23 protein-coding genes and 1 tRNA gene (1 of these 24 running past the window's edge) are annotated in these 25,643 nt (G+C 64.6%); 16 read left to right on the forward strand and 8 right to left on the reverse strand.

Going from position 1 to position 25,643, the window contains the following annotated elements; all coding sequences use genetic code 11:
• Both A6F65_RS04375 and A6F65_RS04380 read left to right on the forward strand, forming a co-directional pair.
• Positions 1-1,235: the 3' portion of a DEAD/DEAH box helicase gene (locus A6F65_RS04375; RefSeq protein ID WP_067786292.1), read on the forward strand. Its footprint begins 541 nt before the window's first position; the window shows 1,235 of its 1,776 coding nt (coding positions 542-1,776); its start codon lies beyond the left edge, outside the window; the stop codon is at positions 1,233-1,235.
• A 167-nt stretch (positions 1,236-1,402) separates the two neighbouring features.
• The gene (locus A6F65_RS04380) at positions 1,403-3,097 is read left to right on the forward strand and encodes a BCCT family transporter (protein ID WP_067786294.1); all 1,695 of its coding nucleotides are present in this window, start codon (positions 1,403-1,405) and stop codon (positions 3,095-3,097) included.
• Between the two features lie 22 nt (positions 3,098-3,119).
• On the opposite strand, the gene A6F65_RS04385 is transcribed toward A6F65_RS04380, so the two are convergent.
• Genes A6F65_RS04385 through cysD form a run of 3 tightly spaced genes read right to left on the reverse strand, consistent with a single transcriptional unit; the run spans position 3,120 to position 6,708 of the window.
• Positions 3,120-3,866, reverse strand: a complete 747-nt coding sequence (locus A6F65_RS04385) for a 3'(2'),5'-bisphosphate nucleotidase CysQ (protein ID WP_169816997.1) — start codon at positions 3,864-3,866, stop codon at positions 3,120-3,122.
• A complete protein-coding gene (gene cysN, locus A6F65_RS04390) occupies positions 3,863-5,767 on the reverse strand; it encodes a sulfate adenylyltransferase subunit CysN (protein WP_067786296.1) in 1,905 nt (634 codons plus the stop codon). Before cysN ends, A6F65_RS04385 begins: the two co-directional genes overlap by 4 nt.
• Positions 5,767-6,708, reverse strand: coding sequence for a sulfate adenylyltransferase subunit CysD (cysD, locus tag A6F65_RS04395; protein WP_257784268.1), 942 nt, complete (start codon positions 6,706-6,708; stop codon positions 5,767-5,769). The genes cysN and cysD overlap by 1 nt, the downstream gene beginning before the upstream one ends.
• Before the next feature lie 38 nt (positions 6,709-6,746).
• On the opposite strand from cysD, the gene A6F65_RS04400 reads away from it, so the two are divergent.
• The 5 genes from A6F65_RS04400 (at position 6,747) to A6F65_RS04420 (ending at position 11,566) form a co-directional block, all read left to right on the forward strand.
• Positions 6,747-7,793, forward strand: coding sequence for a helix-turn-helix transcriptional regulator (locus A6F65_RS04400; RefSeq protein WP_067786300.1), 1,047 nt, complete (start codon positions 6,747-6,749; stop codon positions 7,791-7,793).
• A 43-nt stretch (positions 7,794-7,836) separates the two neighbouring features.
• Positions 7,837-8,844, forward strand: coding sequence for a LacI family DNA-binding transcriptional regulator (locus A6F65_RS04405; protein ID WP_083989214.1), 1,008 nt, complete (start codon positions 7,837-7,839; stop codon positions 8,842-8,844).
• 84 nt (positions 8,845-8,928) lie between these two features.
• On the forward strand, positions 8,929-10,266 hold the full coding sequence (locus tag A6F65_RS04410; protein WP_067786302.1) for an alkaline phosphatase PhoX: 1,338 nt from the start codon (positions 8,929-8,931) through the stop codon (positions 10,264-10,266).
• Positions 10,266-10,730 (forward strand): low molecular weight protein-tyrosine-phosphatase, encoded by a 465-nt coding sequence (locus A6F65_RS04415; protein WP_067790018.1) that lies wholly within the window; start codon positions 10,266-10,268, stop codon positions 10,728-10,730. Before A6F65_RS04410 ends, A6F65_RS04415 begins: the two co-directional genes overlap by 1 nt.
• Complete coding sequence (locus A6F65_RS04420) at positions 10,727-11,566, forward strand: fructosamine kinase family protein (RefSeq protein WP_237164884.1); 840 nt, start codon at positions 10,727-10,729, stop codon at positions 11,564-11,566. The genes A6F65_RS04415 and A6F65_RS04420 overlap by 4 nt, the downstream gene beginning before the upstream one ends.
• Here the strand turns inward: A6F65_RS04420 and A6F65_RS04425 are convergent.
• Positions 11,563-12,621 carry an enoyl-CoA hydratase/isomerase family protein gene (locus tag A6F65_RS04425; RefSeq protein ID WP_067786304.1) on the reverse strand — a complete coding sequence of 353 codons (1,059 nt, stop codon included), beginning with the start codon at positions 12,619-12,621 and terminating at the stop codon, positions 11,563-11,565. The two genes, A6F65_RS04420 and A6F65_RS04425, sit on opposite strands and share 4 nt — an antisense overlap.
• A gap of 5 nt (positions 12,622-12,626) precedes the next feature.
• On the reverse strand, positions 12,627-13,775 hold the full coding sequence (locus tag A6F65_RS04430) for an acyl-CoA dehydrogenase family protein (RefSeq protein WP_067786307.1): 1,149 nt from the start codon (positions 13,773-13,775) through the stop codon (positions 12,627-12,629).
• Between the two features lie 47 nt (positions 13,776-13,822).
• On the opposite strand from A6F65_RS04430, the gene A6F65_RS04435 reads away from it, so the two are divergent.
• Positions 13,823-14,194: a hypothetical protein gene (locus A6F65_RS04435; protein ID WP_067786309.1), complete on the forward strand. Its 372-nt coding sequence runs from the start codon at positions 13,823-13,825 to the stop codon at positions 14,192-14,194.
• Here A6F65_RS04435 and A6F65_RS04440 read toward each other — a convergent pair.
• Positions 14,181-14,477, reverse strand: a complete 297-nt coding sequence (locus A6F65_RS04440; protein ID WP_067786311.1) for an I78 family peptidase inhibitor — start codon at positions 14,475-14,477, stop codon at positions 14,181-14,183. The genes A6F65_RS04435 and A6F65_RS04440 overlap by 14 nt on opposite strands.
• Positions 14,478-14,552: 75 nt before the next feature.
• Between A6F65_RS04440 and A6F65_RS04445 the strand changes: the two genes are divergently transcribed.
• The 5 genes from A6F65_RS04445 (at position 14,553) to A6F65_RS04460 (ending at position 17,357) form a co-directional block, all read left to right on the forward strand.
• Positions 14,553-15,011, forward strand: coding sequence for a MaoC family dehydratase (locus tag A6F65_RS04445; RefSeq protein ID WP_067786312.1), 459 nt, complete (start codon positions 14,553-14,555; stop codon positions 15,009-15,011).
• A 58-nt stretch (positions 15,012-15,069) separates the two neighbouring features.
• Positions 15,070-15,201 carry an entericidin A/B family lipoprotein gene (locus A6F65_RS12675; protein WP_083989216.1) on the forward strand — a complete coding sequence of 44 codons (132 nt, stop codon included), beginning with the start codon at positions 15,070-15,072 and terminating at the stop codon, positions 15,199-15,201.
• Positions 15,202-15,230: 29 nt separating this feature from the next.
• Positions 15,231-16,841, forward strand: a complete 1,611-nt coding sequence (locus tag A6F65_RS04450) for an AbgT family transporter (protein WP_067786314.1) — start codon at positions 15,231-15,233, stop codon at positions 16,839-16,841.
• 12 nt (positions 16,842-16,853) lie between these two features.
• The gene (locus A6F65_RS04455) at positions 16,854-17,228 is read left to right on the forward strand and encodes a hypothetical protein (protein WP_157093051.1); all 375 of its coding nucleotides are present in this window, start codon (positions 16,854-16,856) and stop codon (positions 17,226-17,228) included.
• A gap of 55 nt (positions 17,229-17,283) precedes the next feature.
• Positions 17,284-17,357 (forward strand) — tRNA-Gly (locus A6F65_RS04460).
• Between the two features lie 184 nt (positions 17,358-17,541).
• On the opposite strand, the gene A6F65_RS04465 is transcribed toward A6F65_RS04460, so the two are convergent.
• Positions 17,542-19,050 (reverse strand): sulfatase, encoded by a 1,509-nt coding sequence (locus A6F65_RS04465; protein WP_169816998.1) that lies wholly within the window; start codon positions 19,048-19,050, stop codon positions 17,542-17,544.
• A 116-nt stretch (positions 19,051-19,166) separates the two neighbouring features.
• On the opposite strand from A6F65_RS04465, the gene A6F65_RS04470 reads away from it, so the two are divergent.
• The 3 genes from A6F65_RS04470 (at position 19,167) to A6F65_RS04480 (ending at position 24,026) form a co-directional block, all read left to right on the forward strand.
• Positions 19,167-21,743, forward strand: a complete 2,577-nt coding sequence (locus A6F65_RS04470) for a glycoside hydrolase family 3 protein (RefSeq protein WP_067786318.1) — start codon at positions 19,167-19,169, stop codon at positions 21,741-21,743.
• A 79-nt stretch (positions 21,744-21,822) separates the two neighbouring features.
• A complete protein-coding gene (locus A6F65_RS04475) occupies positions 21,823-22,821 on the forward strand; it encodes a LacI family DNA-binding transcriptional regulator (RefSeq protein ID WP_169816999.1) in 999 nt (332 codons plus the stop codon).
• Positions 22,821-24,026 carry an MFS transporter gene (locus A6F65_RS04480; protein WP_067786323.1) on the forward strand — a complete coding sequence of 402 codons (1,206 nt, stop codon included), beginning with the start codon at positions 22,821-22,823 and terminating at the stop codon, positions 24,024-24,026. Before A6F65_RS04475 ends, A6F65_RS04480 begins: the two co-directional genes overlap by 1 nt.
• Here A6F65_RS04480 and A6F65_RS04485 read toward each other — a convergent pair.
• Positions 24,004-25,641: a sulfatase family protein gene (locus tag A6F65_RS04485; RefSeq protein WP_067786325.1), complete on the reverse strand. Its 1,638-nt coding sequence runs from the start codon at positions 25,639-25,641 to the stop codon at positions 24,004-24,006. The two genes, A6F65_RS04480 and A6F65_RS04485, sit on opposite strands and share 23 nt — an antisense overlap.
• Positions 25,642-25,643 lie beyond the last annotated feature (2 nt).

Consider the following 25,643-nt stretch of genomic DNA (forward strand, 5'->3'; position numbering starts at 1 on the left):
CCCTGCTGTTCTCCGCGACCATGCCGCGCCCGATCGAGAACATGGCACGCCGCTACCAACGCGATGCCTTGCGCATCGCGACGCGCGAGGATGCGCGCGGCCATAACGATATTGCCTACCAGGCCGTCACCGTCTCGCCTTCCGAGGTCGAGAACGCGGTCGTGAACCTGCTGCGCTTCCACGAGGCCGAAACGGCCATTCTGTTCTGTGCCACGCGCGACAATGTCCGGCACCTCCATGCCACCTTGCAGGAACGTGGGTTCGGAGTGGTTGCCCTGTCGGGCGAGCATTCCCAGCAGGAACGCAACCAGGCCCTGCAGGCGCTGCGCGACAAGCGTGCGCGCGTCTGCGTGGCGACCGACGTCGCGGCGCGCGGCATCGACCTGCCCAGCCTGAGCCTGGTCGTGCATGTCGAAATTCCGCGTGATGCCGAGACGTTGCAGCACCGCTCTGGCCGGACAGGCCGCGCCGGGCGCAAGGGGACCGCCGTCATCGTTGTGCCGTTCCCGCGCCGCAAGCGTGTCGAAAGCATGCTGCGCAAGGCCCGGATCGAAGCCGAGTGGATCTCCGCGCCCGACCGCGAGGCCATCCTGGCACGCGACCACGACCGGCTGCTGGAGCGCCTGCTCGAGCCGATCGAGACCGGCAAGGCGGACAAGGCGCTGGCCAAGCGCGTGATGGACGAATTGTCGCTGGAAGATATCGCGCTGCGCCTCGTGAAGGCTCACCGCGCAACGATGCCCGCGCCCGAGGAACTGCTGGTCAACACGCCGGAAGCGCATCGCGCGGCACAGAAGGAACGGCATCGCCCCGGCTTCGAGGATACCATCTGGTTTCGCATGGATGTCGGCCGCCGGCAGAATGCGGACGCGCGCTGGATCCTGCCGCTGCTGTGTCGCCGCGGGCATATCACCCGCAACGAGGTCGGAGCGATCCGTATCGGACCGCAGGAAACCCATTTCCAGATCCCCCGTGCCATTGCGGACAAGTTTGCCGAAGCTGCCGAGCGCACCGCGCAGAGCGGCGAGGACGGCAGCGATATTGCTATCGTCCGGTCCGAAGAGCCGCCCCGCGACGCGGCAAAGCGCCATCGCAAGGGCGGGGCCGGGCATGGCGGAGCTTCGGGCAAGCCGCGCGTGTCCCCGCGACATGGCGGCGGCAAGGGCGCCGGAAGGCCGCCTTTCAAGGGCAAGGGCAAGCCGTCCAAGGGCAAGCCGGGCAAGCGCCCGGACTGACCTGACGTGGCGGCGCTCCGATGGCGCCGCTGCCTGCCATCGCGCAGAATGGATGGCGGTTTGCAACGCGTGTCGCAATCCTTATGCTGCCGGTGAATCCTCACCAGCGGCCGATATCTTGCGCATCCCGCGCGGCGGGCCGCCATACCGGAAGATATCTTCGCCCGATGGCCGACAACACCGACAATACGATTTCGCCGCCTCTGGTGGACCTTCCCATCGAAACCCATGATCGCGGCTTCTATGACGGCTTCAGCCGCGAAGTGACGATCCCGGCGAAGATCGTCGTCTCGTTAATCATCATGTGGGCGATCTTCTTCCCGGTCAGCGCCAGTGAGACCTTGTCGGCTGCCAATGTCAGCATCATCGCGTCATTTTCTGGCTGGTATGTCTATCTCGTTGCCTTCCTGATGCTCACCTGCGCGGTGGTTGCCCTGGTTCCGCAATCTGGCCGCCTGCTGATCGGCGCGCCGGATGAAAAGGCGGAGTTTTCCCGCTTCTCCTGGTTCGCCATGCTCTTTGGCGCGGGCATCGGGATCGGGATGCTGACCTATTCCATCGGGGAACCGATGGCCCATTTCGCCAACAATCCCGACATCATTCGCGGCGAGGTGGAGCCGCTGAGCGAAGCGGCGATTGCGCCTGCCTATCGCTATACCTTCCTGCACTGGGGCCTTGCAGCCTGGGGGACCTATGCCCTGGTGGGCCTGGCCATCGGTTATGTCGCCTATCGCCGCGCCCTGCCGCTCACCATCCGCTCTGCCCTTACGCCCCTGTTCGGCAAGGCGATGTCAGGCGTTGCCGGGCATGTGGTCGATGTGGTGGCAGTCGTCGCCACGATCCTGGGCGTTTCGGTGACGATGGGTCTGGGCGTCGAGCAATTCGTTGCCGGCCTCGCGCGCCTTGGCCTGGGCGACTGGCTGCTGAACGATGCGGGCACGTCCTCCACGCTGGCGATCATCACTGCCCTGGCAGTGCTGGTGGGCGCATCGACGCTCAGCGCGCTGTCGGGTGTGGGCAAGGGCATCAAATGGCTGTCCAATCTCAATATGGCGCTTTCTTTCCTGCTGCTCGCGCTGTTTGCGATCCTTGGGTCCGGGCTGTTCGGCTTGCAATTGCTCGCTGCGGGAACGTGGGATTACCTCGTCACGCTGGTGCCATCCTCGCTGACCCTGTTCGCGCGCGATGGCAGCGAGACGGCCGCGGCGCTGGTGCAGTGGCAGCTGGACTGGAGCGTGTTCTACTGGGCCTGGTGGATCGCCTTCGCGCCTTTCGTGGGCATGTTCATCGCCCGCATTTCGCGCGGCCGCACGGTGCGCGAGTATATTGCCGGCGTGGTGCTGGTCCCCTCGCTCATGTGCTTTGTGTGGATGGCGATCATTGGCGGTACGGCGATCGACCTAGAACTGAACGGCACGGCCGGCGGAGCAATCCTGGACACCGGGATTTCCGACCAGCTTTACGCCGCTATTTCCGTACTGCTCAGCCCGGCTATGGCGCTGGTGGTCTCCGCCCTCGTGGTGGTGCTGCTGATGACGTATCTTGTGACATCGGCCGACAGCGCGATCCTGATCGTGAACACAATCAATGGCGCGGGTGAGACCGATGGAACGCGCAGTCGCCACATCCTGTTCTGGGGCGCGGCGCTGGCTTTCGTGGTCGGCAGCATGCTGATCCTTGGCGGGATCGACGCGATCCGCATCACCATGATCATCGGCGCCTTGCCGTTTTCCTTCGTGGTGGCGCTGATGGCCGTGGCCATCCTTAAGGCCATCGCATTCGACATTGTGCGCAAGCGTCAGGGCGTGCCGACCACCGCGGTGGGATGTGCCGAATGGGAAGAAGGACGCCAGGCGGGCTGAACCCGCAGGCGGCGCGCGCCTGTCAGGCGTTCGCGATCAGCGACAGGATGCGGTCAGCGTGTTCGCGGCGGCAGACCAGCAGGTCGGGCAGCCAGGTGTCCTCGCGATTGTAGGCAAGCGGACTGCCATCGACGCGGCTCGCGTGCAGGCCATGGGCCAGCGCGACGGCGGCGGGCGCGCAATTGTCCCATTCATATTGTCCGCCGGTATGCAGGTAGATGTCCGCGTCCCCGCGGATCACGGCCATGGCCTTTGCGCCTGCGCTGCCCATCGGGACCAGCTGCGCATCCAGCGCTTCTGCCACGGCAAGCGCCTCTGCCGCCGGGCGGGAGCGGCTGACGACCATGCGCAGGCGCTGCGGCGCAGCGGGCAAACTCACAGGCTCATCAGTCCGCAGCACCATGTCCCGGCCGGGCAGCGCGACTGCGCCGATCGCAGGCGCACCTTCCACGGCCAGCCCCACATGCACGGCCCAGTCTTCGCGGCCCTCGCCATATTCGCGGGTGCCGTCCACCGGGTCCACGATCCAGACGCGGTCCTTGGAAAGGCGGGCGATGGTGTCCTTGCTCTCTTCCGACAGGATGCCGTCATCGGGCCTCAGCTCCGCCAGTGCGGCGACGAGATATTCGTTGGCCGCCCGGTCGCCTGCGTCGCCAAGCGCGCGGCCTTCCAGCGTGCCGGTGGCGCGCAGTTCCAGCAGGATGCGCCCGGCGCTGTAAGCCAGGTGCGCGGCCAGCTGCGCGTCGGTCAAGTCGCGGGGGTCGGTCATTTCAGCGGCAGCACCTGCTTGATGATGAAATCGGCGGCGTCTTCGGGCGTCATCTCCACCGTGTTGACGCGAATTTCCGGATCCTCCGGCGCCTCATAGGGGCTGTCGATCCCGGTGAAGTTCTTCAGCTCGCCCGCGCGCGCCTTCTTGTAAAGACCCTTCACGTCGCGCTCTTCCGCCACTTCGAGCGGCGTATCGACGAAGATCTCGATGAACTCATGCGGCTCCAGCATGTCGCGCACCAGCTGCCGGTCCGCGCGGAACGGACTGATGAAGGCGGTGAGGACGATCAGCCCGGCATCGGTCATCAGCTTCGCCACCTCGCCGATGCGGCGGATGTTCTCGATCCGGTCGGCCTCGGTAAAGCCAAGGTCCCTGTTCAGGCCGTGCCGCACATTGTCGCCGTCCAACAGGAAGGTGTGGCGGTTCATCAGCGCCAGCTTCTTCTCCACCTCGTTGGCGATGGTGGATTTGCCGCTGCCGGACAGGCCGGTGAACCAAAGTACGCGCGGGGTCTGGTTCTTCATGCCCGCATGGTGCTCGCGCCCGATGTCGGTTGCCTGCCAATGGACATTCTGGCTGCGGCGGAGACTGAAATGCAGCATGCCGGCAGCGACCGTGCGATCGGTCAGCTTGTCCACCAGGATGAAGCCGCCGAGCGTGCGATTGTCGGCATAGGGCTCGAACACCAGCGGTCTGTCCGCATGGACCTCCGCCACGCCGATCTCGTTCAGCGACAATGTCTTGGCGGCGAGATGCTCCATCGTATTGACGTCCACCTCGTATTTCGGCTGCTGCACGGTGGCGGTCACGGTCTGCGTGCCCAGCTTCAGCCAATATCCGCGCCCCACTGTCAGGTCGTCATCCGCCAGCCAGACCAGCGTCGCTTCGAACTGGTCGGCCACCTGCGGCGGATCATCGGCCGCGGCGATGACGTCGCCGCGCGAGCAATCGATCTCATGCTCCAGCGTCAGGGTTACGGACTGGCAGGCCTGCGCTTCGTCGAGCTCGCCGTCGAAGGTGCTGATCGCCTTTACGGTGCTGGTCTTGCCGGAGGGCAACACGCGGATGGCGTCACCCGGACGGATGCGTCCGCTTGCGATTTGTCCCGCAAACCCGCGAAAATCGAGGTTGGGCCGGTTGACCCATTGCACCGCCATGCGGAACGGCTTTTCCGCTTCGGTCTCGCTGGGGACTGGCAGGGTCTCCAGGTGATCGATCAGCACGGGCCCGTCATACCAGTCCATCGCATCGGACGGCGCGGTTATATTGTCCCCGCGCAGGCCGCTGATTGGAATTGCGGTGAAGTCCTCGATACCGATCTCGCCCGCAAAAGCGCGGTAGTCAGAGACGATCGCGTCGAAGGTCTCCTGCGCGTACTCGACGAGGTCCATCTTGTTCACCGCCAGTACGATCTGGCGGATGCCCAGCTGGTGGCACAGGAAGGAATGGCGGCGCGTCTGCGTGAGCACGCCCTTGCGCGCGTCGATCAGGATGACGGCGCAATCCGCGGTGCTCGCGCCGGTGACCATGTTGCGCGTGTACTGCTCATGCCCCGGGCAATCCGCCACGATGAACTTGCGGCTTTCCGTCGCGAAGAAGCGGTAAGCGACATCGATGGTGATGCCCTGCTCGCGCTCCGCCGCAAGGCCATCTACCAGCAGGGCGAAGTCGATCTCCTGCCCCTGCGTGCCCACGCGCTTGCTGTCGGATTCCAGCGCGGCCAGCTGATCCTCGAAGATCATCTTGCTGTCGAACAGCAGCCGGCCGATCAGTGTGCTCTTGCCATCGTCCACGCTGCCGCAGGTGATGAAGCGCAGCATGGTCTTGTTCTGGTGCGCCTGCAGGTATGCCTCGATGTCCTCGGCGATAAGCGCGTCTGTCTTGTAGCCGGACGACATCAGAAATACCCCTCCTTCTTCTTCTTCTCCATGCTGGCATCGCCCGCATCCTTGTCGATGACGCGGCCCTGCCGTTCGCTGGTGGTGGTCAGCAACATCTCCTGCACGATTTCCGGCAAGGTGGCGGCGGTGCTTTCCACCGCGCCCGTCAGCGGGAAGCAGCCGAGCGTGCGGAAACGGATGGTGCGTTCGGTGATCTCAGGGCGGTGGCCCAGCACGCGCTCCAGCCGATCGATATCGTCGGCCATGAACAGGCCGCCATCATGCTCGAAGGTAGGGCGCACGGCGCTGTAATACAGCGGCACGATCTCGATCTGCTGGTCCATGATGTATTGCCAGATATCCAGCTCGGTCCAGTTCGACAGAGGGAAGACGCGGATGCTCTCGCCCTTGCGCTTGCGGGCATTGTAGAGGTTCCACAGCTCGGGGCGCTGGTTCTTCGGGTCCCAGCCATGGCTGGCCGTGCGGAAGGAGAACACGCGCTCCTTCGCGCGGCTTTTCTCCTCGTCGCGCCGCGCGCCGCCAAAGGCCGCATCGAAGCCATGCTGGTCGAGTGCCTGCTTCAGGCCTTCGGTCTTCCACATATCCGTGTGCAGCGGGCCGTGGTCGAAGGGATTGATCCCGCGCTCCTCGGCTTCTGGATTGCGGTGGACCAGCAGTTCCATCCCGGCCTCGCGCGCGCTTTTCTCGCGCAGCTCGTACATGGCGCGGAATTTCCAGGTCGTATCGACATGCAGCAGGGGGAAGGGCGGCGGCGCGGGGTGGAACGCCTTCTTCGCCAGGTGCAGCATGACCGCACTGTCCTTCCCCACCGAATACAGCATCACCGGATTGTCAGCCTCTGCGACGACCTCGCGCATGATGTGGATGCTCTCGGCCTCTAGGCGCTGGAGATGGGTGAGGGGCTTGGTCATGCGGCGCTGCCTAGCGTGATGGACTATCCGCTGGACCTCCCATATGGGAGGTGTTACTGAGTGCCATGCGCGTGCCCAATCTTGGAGAGACGGACCTGCTGGTCCCGTTGCACGATGGCCTGTTCGAACAGCCCATGTGGCAGACCTTCCTATCGCGGATACGGCGGCTGGCTGCGGCAGAATGCGCCGCGATCCGCATCGTGGGGCCGCGCGGGGGGCAGTCGGTGCGGCTGGTGTCTGGCGATGCAGCGCTGGCCGGGCTTGGCGCGCTGGACCTGTCGAAAATGCGTGCGGGGCGTGCCTATTCGCAGGCCGACTTCGAAGGCGATGCAGGCGGGTCAGGCGGGGCAGGCGGGGCCGGAACGGCGTGGCGCGCCCTGCTGCTGCGCGATGACAGCGGCTTCGGCATGCTGTTCGCGATTGCGGACAGCACAGCTGTGGGCCCCGATATCGCGAATCTTATGGTGGCGCTGCAGCCGCATATGGCCGTGGCGCTGAAGACCTTTGCCGGGATGGAGGCGGAGCGTGCGCGATCGGGTATGAGCGCGGCCACGCTGGCGCGCATGAATTTCGGCTGGATCACGCTGGATGCGCAGGCGCGGATCGTCGATTGCGATCCGCAGGCAGCGCGGCTGCTGGATCTGTCGGGGGAGCTGGCGCGCGGACCGTACGATCGCCTGGTGCCACGGTCCCCGGCGCTGGACCGCCAGCTGACCGCACTGGTGCGTGACTATGCCGCCGATCCTCGCGCCCGCCCGCGCGCGATCAACCTCAGCCATGACCCGTGGATCGATGTGCTGGCAGCGCCTGTCCGGCTGGAGACGCTGGCGGGCGGGGGCAAGGCGGTAGCGGCGCTTTACATTCGGGGCGACCGCTCCAGCAGCGCGGACCGGCACGAACAGCTGGCCGACCTCTTCGACCTGACAGCGGCGGAGGCGCGCATCGCCTGGTCGCTGGCGCAGGGCCTGTCGATTGCGGAGACGGCCAAAGAGCACGGCCTGACGCTGGAGACGGCGCGCTATTACTCCAAGAAAATCTACGCCAAGACCGGCGCGCGCGGGCAGGTGGAACTGGTGCGTAACATCCTCACCGGCGTGCTGGCGCTTGCCTGATTTCGCCCGCCGCGATACCGCGCTGGCAAGGGAGAGGAACAGGATGGCCGAAGGCGGGGACAAGCCCACCATCAAGCGGCGCGTTACAGCGGCCGATGTGGCCGAAATGGCGGGCGTCAGCCAGCCCACTGTCTCGCGCGCATTGTCCGGTTCTCCGCTCATCACCGATGCCACGCGGGCGCGGGTGGAAGAGGCGGCCCGGTCGCTGGGTTACCTGGTCGACAAGCGCGCGTCGCGCCTGCGCCGAGGGGATACGGGCATCATCGCCGTGGTCGTGTTCAGCCGCCAGGGTGCAGGCTTTCGCAGCACCAATCCCATGACATATGCCCTGCTGGGCGCGACCTGCGCGGCGGCGGCTGCGCGGGGCATGGAAACGCTGGTTTCCTTCCAGTCCGAACCCGGCCACTTCTTCGGCCAATATGTCCGCCAGGGCGAGGCCGACGCGATGATTGCCATCGGCACGCGCGAGAACGAGGCGGCCTGGATAAACCTTGAGGAAAGCGGCGCGGCTTCCGATCCGCACGCCTTCTGGGGCGAGGACGTGCTGCCCGACAATGCGGAAGGCGCACGGCTGGTGGTCGAACACATGTTGGCACGCGGCCGCCGCCGGATCGCTTTTATCGGCGCGCAGGAGGGGCACCGGCAGTTCTGCGAACGGCAGGCCGGGTATGAGGCCGCCATCAGCGCCGCCGGGCTGGAGCCCCGCGTTATCCCGGTGGAAATCTCTCAGGATCGCCACGCGCAGGGTGTCGCCGCCATCCGCAGCCTGCTGGCCGAGCGCGGCGGTTGCGACGCGGTGTTTGCATCCTGCGATGCCATAGCCATCGGCGCGATCGGAGAATTGCAGGCACAGAATGTCAGCGTGCCGGATGACCTGGCCGTGGCGGGTTTCGACGGGCTGGGCATTGCCGAGCAGATCGTGCCGCAGTTGACCACCGTTGCCACCGATGTCGGCATGGCGGGCGAGATGCTGGTGGCGCGCGCCATGGGCGGTGACGGGGCCCGCGCGCTGCGTGTGCCGGTGTCGCTGCGCACCGGGGGCAGTACATGATTCGGATCCACGACGCATCGGTAGCTTGGTCCTTCGATCACAGACGCGCTAAAGCTGAAACCGTATATTAGACGGGATAATGACATGACGTTTCACCGCCGACACTTCCTTCGTTCGACCGGCATCGCCTTTGCCGGGCTCGCCGCCAGCAATTGCAGCCCGAGCGGGCGGGCGGCGCTGATCGGCACACCGATGCCGCGCTTGGGCACGAACGGATATGGCTCGCTTGTGCCCGATCCCGCCGGCATTTTGGATCTGCCTCAGGGGTTTGCCTATCGCGTGATCTCGCGGCTTGACGATGTCATGAGCGATGGCGGAACCGTGCCGAACAATGCTGACGGGATGGGCTGCTTCGACCTTGGCAATGGCAAGATTTCCCTTGTTCGAAACCATGAACTGCGCCCCGATCGCGCCGATCCTGTTGCCGTGGCGCCAGCTTACGATACGGCGGCGCGCAGCCAGCTGGCCCTGCCCGGCGGCACGACGACGATTATCCTCGATGCCGGGACCCTGGAAGTAGAACGTCAATACCGCAGTTTAGCCGGGACGATCCGGAATTGCGCGGGGGGCGTTACGCCTTGGAATAGCTGGCTCAGTTGCGAGGAAAACACTGACCGGGCAGGCGGAAGCCTGAACCAAGATCATGGCTACGTCTTCGAAGTGCCTGCCGATAGCGGTGGCCTGGTCGACCCAGTCCCGCTGAAGGCCATGGGCCGCTTCAATCACGAAGCAGCCTGCGTCGACCCGGCGAGCGGCATCGTTTACATGACGGAAGACAGGAAGGATTCGCTGTTTTACCGATTCATCCCGAATGTTCCTGGCGACCTTGCAGCTGGGGGCACGTTGCAGGCGCTGGTGCTTGACGAAATGCAGGACACAAGGAACTGGGAAGCTGGCGGCGGTCGTCTTTCGGTCGGGTCGCCCGTAGCCGGTTCGTGGGTCACGCTGGATAATGTCGAAGCACCGAAGGACGATTTGCGAAAGCGCGGCGCAGCGCTAGGCGCCGCCATCATTGCCCGCGGTGAAGGTATCTGGATGGGCGAAGGAGAAATGTACTTTACCGCGACCAACGGCGGCGCGGCAGAACAAGGGCAGATTTTCCGCTTTACGCCGCGCACTGGCGCGCCGGATTTGCTGGAACTCTTTTACGAAAGCCCTGCCGTGTCTGAATACAGTTTCGGTGACAATCTGTGTATTGCACCTTTCGGAGACTTGGTGGTTTGCGAAGATAAGTACACCGACACGAAGGATAATCACCTGCGCGGAATTACACCGGCGGGAGAGGCTTACGCCTTCGCGCGGCTCCGCTTGCCGACTGAACCGGCTGGAGCCTGCTTCTCGCCGGATGGCCGCACACTGTTCGTAAATGTCTATCGACCTGCCATGACGCTCGCGATCTCCGGGCCATGGCCATCGGTGTGATGCCAAAACCGCGCGTTCTGTTCGTCTGCCTCGGCAATATCTGCCGCTCCCCGCTGGCGGAGGGCGCGTTCCGGCAGGCCGCGAGCGACGCGGGGCTGGAGGCAGGGGCCGACAGCGCGGGCACGGCGAATTACCATGTCGGCAAGCTGCCGGACGAGCGCAGCATCGCCGCCGCGCGCGAGCATGGCGTGGACATCACCGCCCAGCGTGCGCGCCAGCTAGCCGCCGCTGACTACACCCGCTTCACGCACATTTTTGCGCTGGACGAGGACAATCTGGCAGACATCCGCGCCCGCGCTCCCAAGGATGCGACGGCGGAGATTGCGCTGCTGATGGACGCGGTGCCGGGGCAGGAGGGCGAAGCCGTCGCCGACCCCTACTATGGGGGCCCTGAAGGTTTCCAGCAGACCTGGCGCGAAGTGCGCATGGCGGCCGAGGCGCTGGTCGCTCGTTTCACCCGGTGAGCGCGCCCGAAAGCACGTCCGAAAGCTCGTCCGAAAGCCCCCTGGCGCGGATTGGCGCCGCGCTGGGCAGCAAGGTCGTCTCAGGCCGCCAGCTGGCAGGCGGGGACCTGGGCGGGGCGATGCTGGTCGACCTGGCGGATGGCCGCAAGGCGGTCGCCAAGCAGGGACCGCTCGTCTCTGTCGAAGCGGACATGCTGCGCGCCATTCGCCAGGCTTGCGGCCGCGCGCCGGACATCCTCTTCTGCGAAGGCGACCTGCTGGTGATGGACTTCGTCGAGAGCACCGGGCGGCCGGATGAGGCCGGATGGCGCGACCTTGCCGAGGTGCTGGGTACACTTCACGCCGATACGGGCGAGCCCTTCGGCTGGCAGGCGGATTACGTCTTCGGACCCGTCGCAATCCTTAATGAAGCTGCCGAGGATTGGCCTGCATTCTGGGCGGAGCGCCGCCTGCTGTGCCACGGAGAGAAAATCTCGGAGCACCTGACCGGGCGGCTCGCGAAACTGGCGGAGAAGCTGCCGGACCTGCTGCCGGCCACGCCGCCATCCAGCCTTCTGCACGGCGATCTGTGGGGCGGCAATGTCCTGTTCGGGCAGGGCCGCCTGAATGCGCTGATCGACCCCGCAGCCTATCGCGGTCACCGCGAGGTGGACGTCGCCATGCTCACGCTATTCGACCATCCGACGGACGCGTTTTTCGAGGCGCTGGAGCTCGAGGCCGGCTGGCGCGAACGGCTGCGCATCTACCGGCTCTGGCCGCTGCTGGTGCATTTGCGGCTGTTCGGCACGTCCTACCGCGCCGCCATCGACCGCGAATTGTCCGCCTTCGGCTGTTAGGAAGCCTCGGGCAGCGGCGTCCACTCGCCGCCTTCGGGACCCGGCGCGAAGATCGCATTTAGCATGGCATCGGTCACGCCTTCGGGCGTGGCGGGCTGCCATTTGGGATCATGGTCCTTGTCCACCAGCACGGCGCGCACGCCTTCGGTAAAGTCGGGCCGCATGATCATCCGGCTGGCGATGCGGTACTCCATCGCCATGTTGTCGGCGAAATCCTGCATGGCCGCGCCGTGCACAAACTGGCGAAGCGCGACCTTGGAAGTCGCCGGGCACTTGGCGCGCACGGCCTTGAGTTCCTTGCCCGCCCATTCGCTGGCATCGGCCTCCAGCGCGGCAATGATTTCTTCCAGCGTGTCCGAGGCGAACAGCCGGTCTATGGTTTCGGCATTGCCGGCAAGGCGTGCTTCGGGCGGCGTGCTGGAAACCTCCAGCAGGATCGCCTCCACGTCGCCCGGCTGCGCCACGATGCGCGCCTTCACTTGGGCCAGTTTCTCGCTCTCGATGTAGTGCGTGGCAAGGCCCGCCCAGAGGCATTCCGCCCCGTCCAGCCGCGCGCCGGTCAGCGCCAGGAACTGGCCCGTGCGGCCCGGCAGGCGGGGCAGGTACCAGCCCGCGCCGACATCGGGGAACAGGCCGATAGAGCCTTCCGGCATGGCAAACATCGTGTTCTCCGTCGCCACGCGGTACTTGCAGGGCTGCGAGATGCCCACGCCGCCGCCCATCGTCACGCCGTCCATGAAGGCGATAATCGGCTTGGGGTATGTGAACATCAGGTGGTTGAGGCGATATTCCGTGTGGAAAAATTCGCGCCCGCGCCGCCCTGCATCCTCCTGCGAGGAATTGCGCAGCAGCGTGACATCGCCGCCCGCACAGAAACCGCGGCCCTCGGCATGGTCCAGCAGCACCACGTCCACCGCGTCATCGCTGCGCCAGCCAAGCAGCGCGTCCGACATGCCCCGGCACATGTCGAGCGTCAGCGCATGCAGCGCCTTGGGACGATTGAGCGAAATATGCGCCGCGGCGCCGTGAGTGTGGATGTGCAGGTGTTCAGTCATCGCGCTCACCCCTGCCGCAGCATGTCGCGGCCCACGATCATGCGCATCACCTGGTTGGTGCCTTCCAGGATCGAATGCACGCGCAGGTCGCGCCAGAAGCGTTCGATGGGGTAATCCTTGAGGTATCCATATCCGCCGAACAGCTGCAGCGCATTGTTGACGACATTGCTGCCGCTGTCGGTCGCCAGCCGCTTGGCCATGGCTGAAAAGCGCGTCTTGTCGGGCGCATTTTCGGTGACCTTGGCGGCTGCGAGGTAAAGGAGCGCGCGCGCCGCCTCCAGCTCGGTCGCCATGTCGGCCAGCATGAACTGCGTGTTCTGGAAATCCGCAATGGGCTGGCCGAACTGCTGGCGTTCCTTGGTGTAATTCACCGCCTCGTCCAGGCAGCGCTGTGCGCCGCCCAGCGAACAGGCACCGATGTTCAGGCGTCCGCCATCGAGGCCCGCCATGGCGAAGCGGAAGCCTTCGCCTTCCTGCCCGACGAGGTTTTCGAGCGGCACGCGGCAATCCTCGAAGATCAGCTGCGCGGTGGGGCTGGCATTCCAGCCCAGCTTCTTCTCCGGCGCGCCGTGGCTCAGGCCTTCGGTCCCCGCTTCCACCACGATGCAGGAAATGCCGCGCGTCTTGTGATCGTCCGTGCGGACCATGACCACGTAAAGGTCGTTCACGCCGCTGCCGGAGATGAACTGCTTCGTGCCGTTGATCACGTAATGATCGCCGTCACGCACCGCGCTGGTCTTCAGCCCTGCCGCGTCGGAGCCGCTGCCCGGTTCGGTCAGGGCATAGCTGGCGAGCTTTTCCATGGTGACGAGGTCCGGCAGGAAGCGGTCTTTCAGTTCCTGCCCGCCGAAACGGTCGATCATCCATGCGGCCATGTTGTGGATGGAGATAAAGGCGCTGGTGGTGGGGCAGCCATAAGCCATCGCCTCCATGATTAGTGCCGCTTCCAGTCGGCCCAGATTGATGCCGCCCATCTCCTCCGAGACATAGATCGCGCCGAAGCCCAGCTCGCCGGTCTGCTTGATCACGTCTTTCGGGAAATGGTGCGCCTCGTCCCATTCGCCGGCATGCGGCGTGATGTTGTCGGCGGTGAAACGCTGCGCCATCTCCTGGATGGCCAGCTGGTCGTCTGTGAGGGAAAATTGTCCTGTCATGTCGCAGTCTCTAGCCTTGGCGGCGCGGATGTGAAAGGCTTGCCAGCATGACAGACGATCGCCGCATCATGCTGGTCTACAACGCCAATGGCGGACTGTTCTCCATGCTGTCCGATGCGGTCCACAAGGTGGTCTCGCCGCAGACCTATCCGTGCTCGCTATGCGCCATAACCTATGGCCCTGTTTCCATGCATGGGCGCTGGCGCAGATTCCTGAAGGGCCGCGGCGAGACGGTCAGCTTCCATCACAAGGATGACTGGGCGCGCGATTACCCTGCGGTGGACGCGCCCCTGCCGGCAATCTTCGTGACGCAGGAAGGCTCGCAGCCTTCGGTGCTGGTCGGCGCGGACGAGCTGGATGCCTGCACGGGGCTGGACCCGCTCATGGCACTGGTGGACGAACGCCTCAGCCGCAGCTGATCTTCGTGATCGTATAATCGTCATCGTAGGAGACGGTCAGCCGGTCGGGCCGGTAATCCATCGTCACGGCGGTCCGCGGCGGGACCCAGCGCAGCGTCTTCGCGCCGGTCATCTTCAGCAGCATCGTGCCGCTTTCGGCGCTGGCCTTGTGGCCGACATGGTCCTGCACGCCGCTGGCATCGCATTCGCCCTGCGGTTCCTTGATCTTCATGTCGCCATCTCCGTCCATTGTGGCGCAGGCGGCCAGTGTGGTTGCCGCTGCAAGGCCAAGGATCATGCGCATCAATCGTACTCCCATAGAAACTTTCCCGCCATCCTAGGCAGATGCTAAGCGGGCCGCAAAGGGAGATTCGGTGAAATGGCAGGCCTGTGGTTCGACGAGCTGGAAGTGGGGCAGGTGTTCGACCACGCCATCCGGCGCACGGTGACGGAGACGGACAACCTTCTGTTCTCCACCCTCACGCACAATCCCGCAGCACTGCACCTTGATGCAGAGGCAATGAAGGACAGCGAATATGGCCGCATCCTGGTCAATTCCTGCTTCACCCTGTCGCTGATGGTGGGCGTGTCCGTTGGCGACACCACGCTAGGCACGGCGGTGGCCAATCTCGGGTGGGACGAGGTGCGCTTTCCCGCTCCCGTCTTCATTGGCGATACGCTGCGGATCGAGACCGAGGTGGTGGCCCTGCGCGAGAGCAAGTCGCGCCCCGGGCAGGGCATCGTGACATATGCCCACCGCGCCTATAACCAGGACGGGACGCTGGTTGGCGAATGCAAGCGCAGCGGTTTGCAGCGCAGCAAGCCGGCAGACGCCTAAATCCGCCGTTCAGGCAGGTTGCGCCAGACCTCGTGGTTTCAAACCGGGACGAGTCCAGATGATCCGCAAGATATCCATCATTTTCGCTAGCCTCGGCCTTGTTGCCGGGCTGGCTGCCTGCAACACCGTGAAGGGCGTGGGCGAAGACATCAAATCGGTCGGCCGCGCCGGCGAACGCGCACTGGACTGACGTCACGCATACTCTGAGGGGGAATTATCTTGGCTAGCGAAGCAGCAGCAACAGGCAGCACCAATACCGGGATCCTCGGATGGATCGAACGCTCGGGCAACAAGCTGCCCGATCCGGTGTTCCTCTTCTTCTGGCTGATCGGCATCCTGATCGTGATCTCGGTGATCGCAAGCTTGGCCGGATGGGCCGTGCAGCACCCCACCGAACTGACCGAGGCGGGCGAGCCTGTGGTGATCGCGGCCACCAGCCTGCTGGCGGCGGAGAACATCCAGCGCCTGTGGGTCGACATGCCCACCACCTTCACGCACTTCCACCCGCTGGGATATGTGCTGGTGGTGATGCTGGGCGCGGGCGTTGCTGAACGCGCCGGGCTGTTTGGCACGGCCATGCGGGCCGGTGTGCGCAATGCTCCCACGGCGCTGCTGACCCCCATCGTGGTGCTGGTGGGCATGTTGGGCAACCTTGCTGCCGATGCCGCTTACGTGGTGCTGATCCCGCTGGCGGGCATCATCTTCCATGCAGCAGGACGTCATCCCATCGCCGGTATTGCCGCGAGCTTCGCGGGTGTTTCCGGCGGCTTTTCCGCCAACCTCCTGCCGGGCCAGCTGGACGCGCTGCTGTTCGGCATTACCGAGGCGAGCGTCGAGACGGTGTTCGGTGACTGGACCGCGAATATTGCGGGCAACTGGTACTTCATCGCCGCCATGACCTTCGTCTTCCTGCCGGTGATCTGGTTCGTGACCGACCGCATGATCGAACCGCGCCTTGGCAAGTGGAATGCGGAAGCTGCGGGCAATGCCATGGCCGAAGAGCAGGGCGACCGTCCGCTGACCGATGGTGAGCGCATGGGCCTGCGCTGGGCTGGCCTTGCCGTCCTGTTCGTGATCGGCCTGTGGCTGCTGTTCACCTTTGGCCCCGGCACGCCGCTGATCGACGAGGAGGCGACGCCCGAAGCGCGCCTGACGCCGTTCTACCGCAGCCTTGTGGCAGGCTTCTTCCTGCTCTTCCTGCTGGCCGGCTGGGCTTACGGCAAGGCCGCGGGCGTCATCAACGATCACCGCGACCTGGTGAAGATGATGGCGGGCGCGATGGAAGATCTCGCCTATTACCTCGTGCTGGCCTTTGCCGCGGCGCATTTCGTGGCGATGTTCGCATGGTCGAACCTGGGGCTGGTGCTGGCGGTAAACGGGGCGGACTTCCTGTCCAGCAGCGGACTGCCCGCATGGGCGCTGCTTGCGGCGATCATCCTTGTATCCGGCCTGCTCAACCTGTTTGTGGGCTCGGCCAGCGCCAAGTGGGCGCTGCTTGCCCCGGTGCTGGTGCCGATGCTGATGCTGCTGGGCATCTCTCCGGAAATGGCGACGGCCGCTTACCGCGTGGGCGATAGCGCCACCAACATCATCACCCCGCTGATGGTGTATTTCCCGCTGATCCTGATCTTCTGCCAGCGCTGGCAGAAGGATTTCGGCCTCGGCTCGCTGGCGGCGACCATGTTGCCTTATTCAATCGGCCTTATGCTGGTGGGCCTCGCGCTCACCATCGGCTGGGTCGCATTGGATCTGCCGCTGGGTCCGGGCGCATCGGTGTTCCAGGAGATCCCCGGCACCGTGAACCCCGTCGCTCCGGCAGCGGCGCAGTAAAGGGCCATGGCGATGTTGGCATCCCTCCTCGCGCTGGCTGCGGCCTCCACGGCGCCTGCCCCGCAGGACGTGGAGGGCCGCTGCTTTTATCCTGAAGCCTTCGAGTCCGTGCGGGAGACAGCGCTTCTTGCGCTGTGCGACAGGGCAGAGGTGCGCCCGGACAAGGTGGTCTTCAGCCGCAATGGCGAGAACCAGATGCGCTTCTCCGGCGTGTGGGAGGACGGACTGTTCCAGGTGGACGAGGTCGTGCTCAGGACAGGCAGGCGCGTGGAAGTGAAGGGCAGCTGCCGTGTCGACACGCGCTATGACACCACATCTGCCGTATCCTGCCTCGCCCATCGGCGCGGCTTCGCATATGCGGCAAACCTGATCGTGCCGAATATCTGAGGGCGCAAAGCCCATTGACCGCGCGCCGCCCGCACGGCATCTGGCGCGGCGCACCGCGGGTGTAGCTCAATGGTAGAGCAGCAGCTTCCCAAGCTGACGACGAGGGTTCGATTCCCTTCACCCGCTCCAGCTCCGCCGGAAGATCAATGCAACAACTTGGGTCATGACTTAGTGCCTTCGCCTGCGCGAAGCCACGACGTGAACGACTTTAAGGCGGATGCCTTGGCCGTCTGAACCCTTGCTTACGGCGAATTTCCGCGCGGTGGACGGATCTTTAATTCGCACGTCGGCGCCCTCATTGTCGCCGATAGCATCAGCGCAGGTTTGCGCGCTGCGCCTTCCAGCCGCCGAGGCGCACGCGCTCAAGGCGGGCAATGTCCGAGCCGTATTTCGGATCGCCGGCGCGGTTGACGCTTTCGTCGCTGTCGACAGAAAGGTCGTAAAGCTCCTGGGCGGCGACCTTGCCGCTCTTGTCGACCCAAGCAGTGTAGCGGAAGCGCTTGGTGCGGACAGTGCGGCCCATCAGCTTACCGTTGCCCTCTGTAAGGCCGGCATTGCGACCATACTGGCTGAAACCGGCTTCTTTCCAATTGCGATCCGGATTGAGAAGTAGCGGGACGAGGCTGTCACCTTCCAGGTTCGACGGCGGCGTGAAGCCAGCAAGCTGCGCGAGCGTAGGATAGATATCGACCGTCTCGACTACCGTGTTGGTCCGCGTGCCCTGGCGCGTCACACCCGGCGCATTGATTATGATCGGCACGCGAATGTCGAGATCGGCCGTCGAATGCTTCGCCCAGGCAGCATGGTCGCCCAGCTTCCAGCCGTGGTCGCCCCACAGGACGATGATCGTGTTGTCGGCCAGGCCCTCCGCTTCCAGCTTGCGCAGGAGGTCCCCCACGAGGCTGTCGGCGAAGCTGACGGCGGCGAGGTAGCCCCAGCGCAGCTCGTCGGCGACGGGCTCCGGCATGTTCGGTTTCTCGTCCTCGGTCTCCGGATAATTCCAGACCTCGTAGGCCACCAGCGCCCAGGGCGGTGCGCCCTCTTGCCCGTTGCGGTTTACCGGTTCGGGGACGGTGGAGGGCGAATAGCGCGCCCAGTCTGATTCGGGCGAAATGAAGGGCAAGTGCGGGCGGTGGATGCCCACGGCCATGAAGAAAGGCTCGCCGCTATCGCCCAGCCGCTCCATGTGATCGAGGGCCATGTCCACGTTCAGCGTGTCCGGCAATTCTGCACGATTCTCGGCGCGGTCGTAAGCCTTGCGGGGAATGCCTGCCTTGCGGTCCGCCCGGCGCAGGATGTGTTCGTAATCCTCCTCGCGCACCGTCCAGCCATCGGCATCGTCGTCGGCGTGGTGGTATATCTTGCCGATGCCCAGCGTCTCGTAACCCGCGCCCTTGAACATATCGAGCATGGTCACCGCGTTCGGCACCGCCTCGTCGACGGGCGTTTTCAAATCGGTGATGCCGGTAGTGTCGGGACGCAGCCCGGTCATCAGGGCAGCACGCGACGGGCCGCAAACCGCCTGGCTGACGATGCCGTTGTCGAACACCATGCCGGACCGACCGAGCGCGTCCATGTTCGGCGTCTGCGCGGTCGGATGGCCGTAAATGCCGAGATCCGGGCGCAGATCGTCGATCTGGATGAAAAGGACATTCGGGCGCTCCGGCGCGGCATCGGGCAGGCCGACCAGCCACTGCGAGCCCTCTGCCGGGGGCGGGGCCGAAGCGACGGCGTTTCCGGCGTCCTGCGTGCAGGCAGCAATGCCGAATGCGGCCAGTCCGATGGCGCTGGCGGACATCGCGAGTCGTATGGCGGTTTTCATGTTTTCCTCTCCGAAAGAGCTTTTGCCCTTGACGAAAGCCTTGTCCGGCAAATAGACAACATTGTCAACAGGAGTGGGCATGCATCCATTCCGGCACGGGAATTCGGAGGATTATCATGACCAGGCGCGCCATTCGCTTCGCCCTTTCCACCACTGCAGCGACTCTGCTCGCTGCCTGCGCGACGAATGCGGCGATGGACGGTCCGATGGCCGAGCGCAGCTACGCCTTGCCCGCCGCGGATGTCGCTCTCGACCTGGACAAATGGCCGGTGATCGACAGCGCCATTCCCGCCGCAGCCGATGCCGCAACCGAAGCGCGGATCGATGCGGTTCTCTCCCGGATGACGGTGGAAGAGAAGGTGGGGCAGATTCTCCAACCCGAAATTACCAACATCACGCCGGACGAGGTGCGTGAATACAATATCGGTTCCGTCCTGAACGGCGGGAACGGCAGGCCGAACAAGGATATGTACGCGCCGGCCAGCGAATGGCTGAAGCTGGCCGACGCTTACTGGACCGCGTCGACGGACAAGAGCGATGGCGGTGTGGGCATCCCGATCATCTGGGGCATCGATTCCGTCCACGGTAACAATTCCTATTTCGGCGGCACCATCTTCCCGCACAATATCGGGCTCGGCGCGGCCAACGACCCGGACCTCATGCGTCGCATCGGGCGTGTGACGGCAATCGAAACGGCCGCCATCGGTACGGACTGGACCTTCGCGCCAGCCCTTTCGATCCCGCGCGACGATCGTTGGGGCCGGACCTATGAAGGGTATTCCGAAGGGCCGGAAATTGCGGGCCGAATGGGAGCATCGCTGACGCTGGGTTTGCAGGGCGACCCTGCCGGAGATTTCTTCCCGTCAGGCTCCATCATCGCGACCGCCAAGCACATGGTGGCCGATGGCGGTACGGCCGGCGGCCGCGACCAGGGCGATGCGCAGGTGTCCGAGGATGTTCTGCGCGACATCCACTGGGCGCCCTACGCGCCCACGCTGGAGGCTGGCGCGCAGACCGTCATGGCATCCTATTCCAAGTGGAACGGCGTGCGCATGCACGGCCACGGCCCGCTGCTGACTACGATGATGAAGGACCATGCAGGGTTCGACGGCTTCGTGATCGGCGACTTCAACGGCCACGCCCTGATCCCGGGATGCACCGCGGGCGATTGCCCCGAAGCGCTGTTGGCAGGCGTCGACATGTACATGATTCCGGCAGACTGGAAGGAATTGTACAACAATCTGGTTGTGCAGGTGAAAGACGGGACGATCCCGATGAGCCGGCTGGACGATGCGGTGCGCCGCGTCCTGCGAGTTAAGTTCCGGGCTGGACTGTTCGACATGCCGAAACCCTCGGCGCGGCCTTACGCCGGGGCCGAGCATATCGGCACGGACGAGCACAAGGCGCTGGCCCGCGAGGCTGCCCGCAAGAGCGCCGTATTGCTGAAAGATGACCCTTCGATCCTGCCTTTCCCTGCCAATTCGCGCGTTCTCGTAGCCGGGCAGGGCGCCGATAACGTCCCGATGCTGGTCGGCGGCTGGTCAATGAACTGGCAGGGTACGGGCCTTACAAACAAGGATTTCCCCGGTTCGACCACTGTCTATTCCGGACTGCGCCAGGCCATGGCTCCGCATGGCGGCACGGCGGAATTGAGCGTAGACGGGCAATATGAAACGAAACCGGACTATGCCGTCGTCGTGTTTGGCGAGACGCCCTATGCAGAATACCAAGGCGATCGCGAGAGCGTGATCTATGCCGCGCCGGACAGTGATTCGGACCTTGCATTGCTGGAGAGACTCAAAGCGGATGGGATCCCCGTGATCGCCGTCTTCCTCAGTGGGCGACCGCTGTGGGTCAATCCGCACCTCAACGCTTCCGATGCATTCGTCGCCGCATGGCTGCCCGGCACGCAGGGCGGCGCAGGTCTGGCCGACCTCCTGGTGAGTGACGGGGCGGGCAAAGCGCGCCATGATTTCACCGGTCGCCTGTCTTTCAGCTGGCCCAAGCTCGCCAGTCAGACAGCTCTGAACCAAGGCAATGCGAATTACGATCCGCTCTTTCCGGTCGGTTACGGCCTCAGCCTGAATTCTCGCCGCGATGTCGGTATGCTTTCGGTTGACCCAGGCCTGAGCGCGGAGAAACTGGCGGCGGCGAGCAATTCGGTGTTTTTCTCCGACGGCCGGGCCATTGCGCCTTGGCGCGTCTATCTGGGCGATGCGCAGAATTCGCGCCTGAAAACGGAAGGCGATCGCTTCGTGACCAGTCCCACCGGCGCGGTGTCCTTCGACAGTGCGGATCGCAACCGGCAGGAAGATACGAAGATCGGCCGCTGGTCCGGCACTGGTGAAGGATCCGTATTCGTGCTGGGTTACGACACGGTCGATTTCGGCAAACGTGCTGAAAATGGCGAGGCGGTAGTTGTTTCTATGGCCCTGCTGGAGAGACCGACCGCGAATGTCACGGCCAGTTTCGGCACAACGCGCAAGAGCGGCACTGTAGACCTGACACCTGCATTGCGCCGCATGGCGCCCGGCAAATACACCGAAGTCAGCATTCCGCTGGCCTGCTTTGCGGACGATAGTGACCTGACAACGGTGGACATGCCGCTGCGTATTGCTACGAACGGCAAACTTGCCGTGCAACTGGCCGGGATCTCCATCGCGCCCCCGCGCGGCATCACGGTGGAGTGCTGAGTTCCAAACGATGGCTAGCGTACTGCAACCGCAGCGGGGCTTGCGCATGAGAACGGTCAGACGGTCGACGATTACGGACGTGGCGAAGCTCGCCGAAGTGTCGATTAAGACAGTCTCGCGCGTAGTCCGGCGCGAGCCAAATGTCAGTGAGAGAACGCGGGTTGCGGTTCAGGCCGCCATCGACGAGCTGAATTACCGCCCGACCATTTCCGCCCGCAGCACCACCAGCGCGCGGTCCTTTCTGCTCGGCCTCGTCTTCGACAACCCGAATCCGAGCTACAGCTTCGAACTGCTGCGCGGTGCCCAGCGTGCGGCCAAGGAGAACGGGTATCAGCTTGTTTTCGAACCGCTCGACCGGTCGCGTGCCACCCCGGCGGAGTCCATGACCCAGCTGATCGTTCAGGGCAATCTGGAAGGCATGATCGTGCCGCCGCCCCTGTGCGACGATCCAGACGTTCTCTCCGCGATGTCCAAGCTTAATCGCCCCTTCGCCCGCATCGCACCGGGACGGGAGCCGAGCCTTGGCTTCTGCGTGTCGATGGACGATCGCGGCGCGGCGGAAGCCATGACGCGGCACCTTGTCGACCATGGCCATACCCGTATCGGGTTCATCATGGGGCGAGAAGGGACCGCGACGACGCAAGCACGCCTCCACGGATACAAGGATGGCTTGCAGGGTGCCGGGATAGCGTTTGACGAGGAACTGACCTGCCAAGGGGCCTTCACGATCCGTTCCGGCGTTGAATGCGGCGAACACCTGCTATCGCTAGACGATCGACCGACCGCCATTTTCGCGTCAAATGACGACATGGCCGCAGGCGTTCTGATGGCGGCCCACCGGGTGGGGCTGGAAGTGCCGCGCGACCTCTCCGTCGCCGGGTTCGACGATGCGGAAACAGCCTCTGCCATGTGGCCTCCGCTTACGACGATCCGCCAGCCCGTGGCGGATATGGCTGCAGCGGCCGCCGAAGGCATTATCGATCACCAGCGCGGCAACCGCGAGAACGGTCTCGATAACGTGCAGCTCGATTACGAGCTCATCGTGAGGGAATCGACGGGGCCCGTGCCGGAGGTCTGATGGGCGCGCGGCTGACACCGGCCGGACGCATCACGCTCGTCGTCCTGTTCTTCAGCTGGGGACTGGTGGCCGTGACCGTCCGCATGGTCGTGCCGCACTTCAAGGAAGCCTTCGATCTCGGCTATCGCGATGCCTTGCTGGTGCAATCGGCATTCTTCCTGACCTATCTGCTGTTTGCCCGTGCCAGCGGCGGGATCACCGCGCGGATCGGCCTGCGGGCCGGGGTGGCGCTCGGCATCGGCCTGATGGCGGTGGGGAGTATCGGGCTTGCCGCCACCACGCTCGGCGGGAATTTCTACGCCCTGTTGCCGTCCATCTTCGTTATCGCCAGCGGAATTACCTTCCTGCAGGTCGCCGCCAATCCGCTGGCCGCTTCGCAAGGCGGGTTCGCCAACCCATCGACCAATCTCACATTCGCGCAAGCCTTCAATTCGCTGGGCACGGTCATCGCCCCCTTGCTGGCGGCGGCGGCCTTCCTCGACACCGTGACCAATCCGCTGATGCCCGTGCGCACGCTGTTTGCCGGGATTGCGATCGCCCTCGGCCTGCTGGCGATGTTGGCTTGGCGCTACCTGCGGGTCGAAAGCGTGACGGCGCCGGTCGCCGCGTCGGTCCGCGCCCCCTGGAGCGCGTTCGAACGCCGCCGCCTGGCGGCAGGCGTGGGCGCGCTGTTCCTTTATGTCGGTGCGGAAGTAGCGATCTCCACGACCATGCTGAACCTGCTGGAAGATGAAGGTGTGATCGATGCAAGCCGCACGTTCGGTGCCGTGCTGGTGTCGATCTTCTGGATGGGCATGCTGGTCGGCCGCTTCGGTGCCTTGCCCTTGCTCGCCAATGTCGGACGGCATATCGTCCTGGGCTCGGCAGCCATCGCCTCGGGATGCCTCTGCATCGTCGCGGGCTTTGCAGGCGGTTATCTCGCCGCGTTGGCCATCCTGGTTTCCGGCCTGTTCGCCGGACTGCAATTCCCCACCATTTTCGCGATTGCGAGCGCGGACCTGCCGGTTGAACAGCAGAGCCGGGCTGCTGGATGGCTGTGCACCGGCATCGTGGGGGGCGGCCTTGTCCCGCTACTCTACGGTAGCGTAGCGGATGCGGCAGGGCTGGGTACCGCCTTGCTGGTGCCGGCGGCCTGCTTTCTTGCGATCGCCTGGTTCGCGTTTTCCTACGGGCGCGAAGGCCTTAGCCGCAGGGCTGCAGGCTAGCCGGATCGATCGGGCTTGGAGCGCTCGGTGCGTAGCCGTAACGGATCGCGCGCGCCGCGAAAGGCTGCGTCGCACTGATGGGACGGGCGTAGAGTTCCGCCTCTCCCTGCTCACCACCATAGTCGACTGAGGCACCTACTGTGGCCGAGGTGAGAACGACCGCGCCATCGGAGGCGCGGCAGCCTTGCGGGGCGGCGGTGCGCGGTTGCGTGCCGCCGGGCCACATACGCGCGCGCATCTGCGCTTCGGGCACGCGGCCCAGATCGCCACTTCTCGCAATCCAGTCCATCAAATCGCTATCCATTCGCGTGGCGATAACGGCATAGGCCGGATCGTCCGCCAAATTGCGAACATTATCCGGGTCCGCCGACACATCGAATAGCATCCGGCGCGGTGCCGGTGCTTCCAGATACATTGCCTGCAACGGCGTCAGCGCACCTTCCGCGTGAAGCCTGCGCCATTCGTGCATGATCGGGTTCGTGTTCTGGTATCCGAGCGAGGGGATCACCGGCTTGTCGGAGAAATAGCGGATATACAGGTAACCGTCGCTGCGAATGCCGCGAAAGCGCTGGGGGACTTCGTCGAACCGGTCGCCCGCCATGTATATGTATTGGGGCGGCGCGGCGCGGAAGATGTCGCGGCCCTGTATCCAGTCAGGCAATCCCACCCCTGCGAAAGCAAGGATAGTGGGCGCGAGGTCCACGAAGCTGACGAGTTCGCTGCGCCGCTCGCCCGCGCCATAGCCATTCGGAAAGCGCACGATGAGGGGCACATGCGTCCCGCTGTCGAAGATCGTGCGCTTCGCGCGCGGCAGGCCGTCACCGTGGTCGGTGGTGAAGATGATGATGGAATCGTCGAACCGTCCCTCCGCCTCCAGTTTGCGCAGCAGCGCGCCGACTTCCTGGTCCATCAGGCGGATATTGTCGTAATGGCGCGCGAGATTCTGCCGCACGACCGGGGTGTCGGGGTAATAGGCCGGCACACGAACCGCATCGGGAACGGTCGGCGGAAAGTTCTTGCGCGCATCCATCGTGGCGTTGCGTTCGAGCGCGTTTTTCACGTTGGGACGCTCGGACGTGTTGAGATCCGGCGGCCAGGTGCGGCCTTCATGCGTGGTCGGGAAATTGATCATCGCGAAGAAGGGCTGCTCGGCGTCCAGGCCGTGCGGCCATTGCTGCGAGTGATCGTTATCGTCCCAGATCGTGAAGGGCTCGCCGAACTGGTAATCGGTCTTCTGACGGTTGACGGTGTGATATCCCGCTGACCGCAGCAATTCGGGAAACGCTTTTATGCTGGCAGGCGGGACAGCTTCGTACGGTTCGCCTTCAGGCATATTCATGCCGTAGCTGGATGTTCGCATGTGCATGGTGCCCAGCGTCGTCTGGTGGACGCCGGTAATGAGTGCGGAGCGGGCGGGTGCGCAGACCCCTGCGGTCGTGAAGGTCTTGGTGAAGACAACGCTCTCGGCCGCCAGCGCATCGAGGTTCGGCGTCACCGCCACCTCGTCCCCCATGAAGCCCATGCGCGGGCTCAGGTCTTCGGCCGTTATCAGGATGATGTTCGGCCGGTCCGGGAACTGCTCTCCCGGACCGGCCGAAGCGCGCCCTTCTGTCATGC

Source organism: Paraurantiacibacter namhicola, assembly GCF_001687545.1.
Taxonomy (GTDB): Bacteria; Pseudomonadota; Alphaproteobacteria; order Sphingomonadales; family Sphingomonadaceae; genus Paraurantiacibacter; species Paraurantiacibacter namhicola.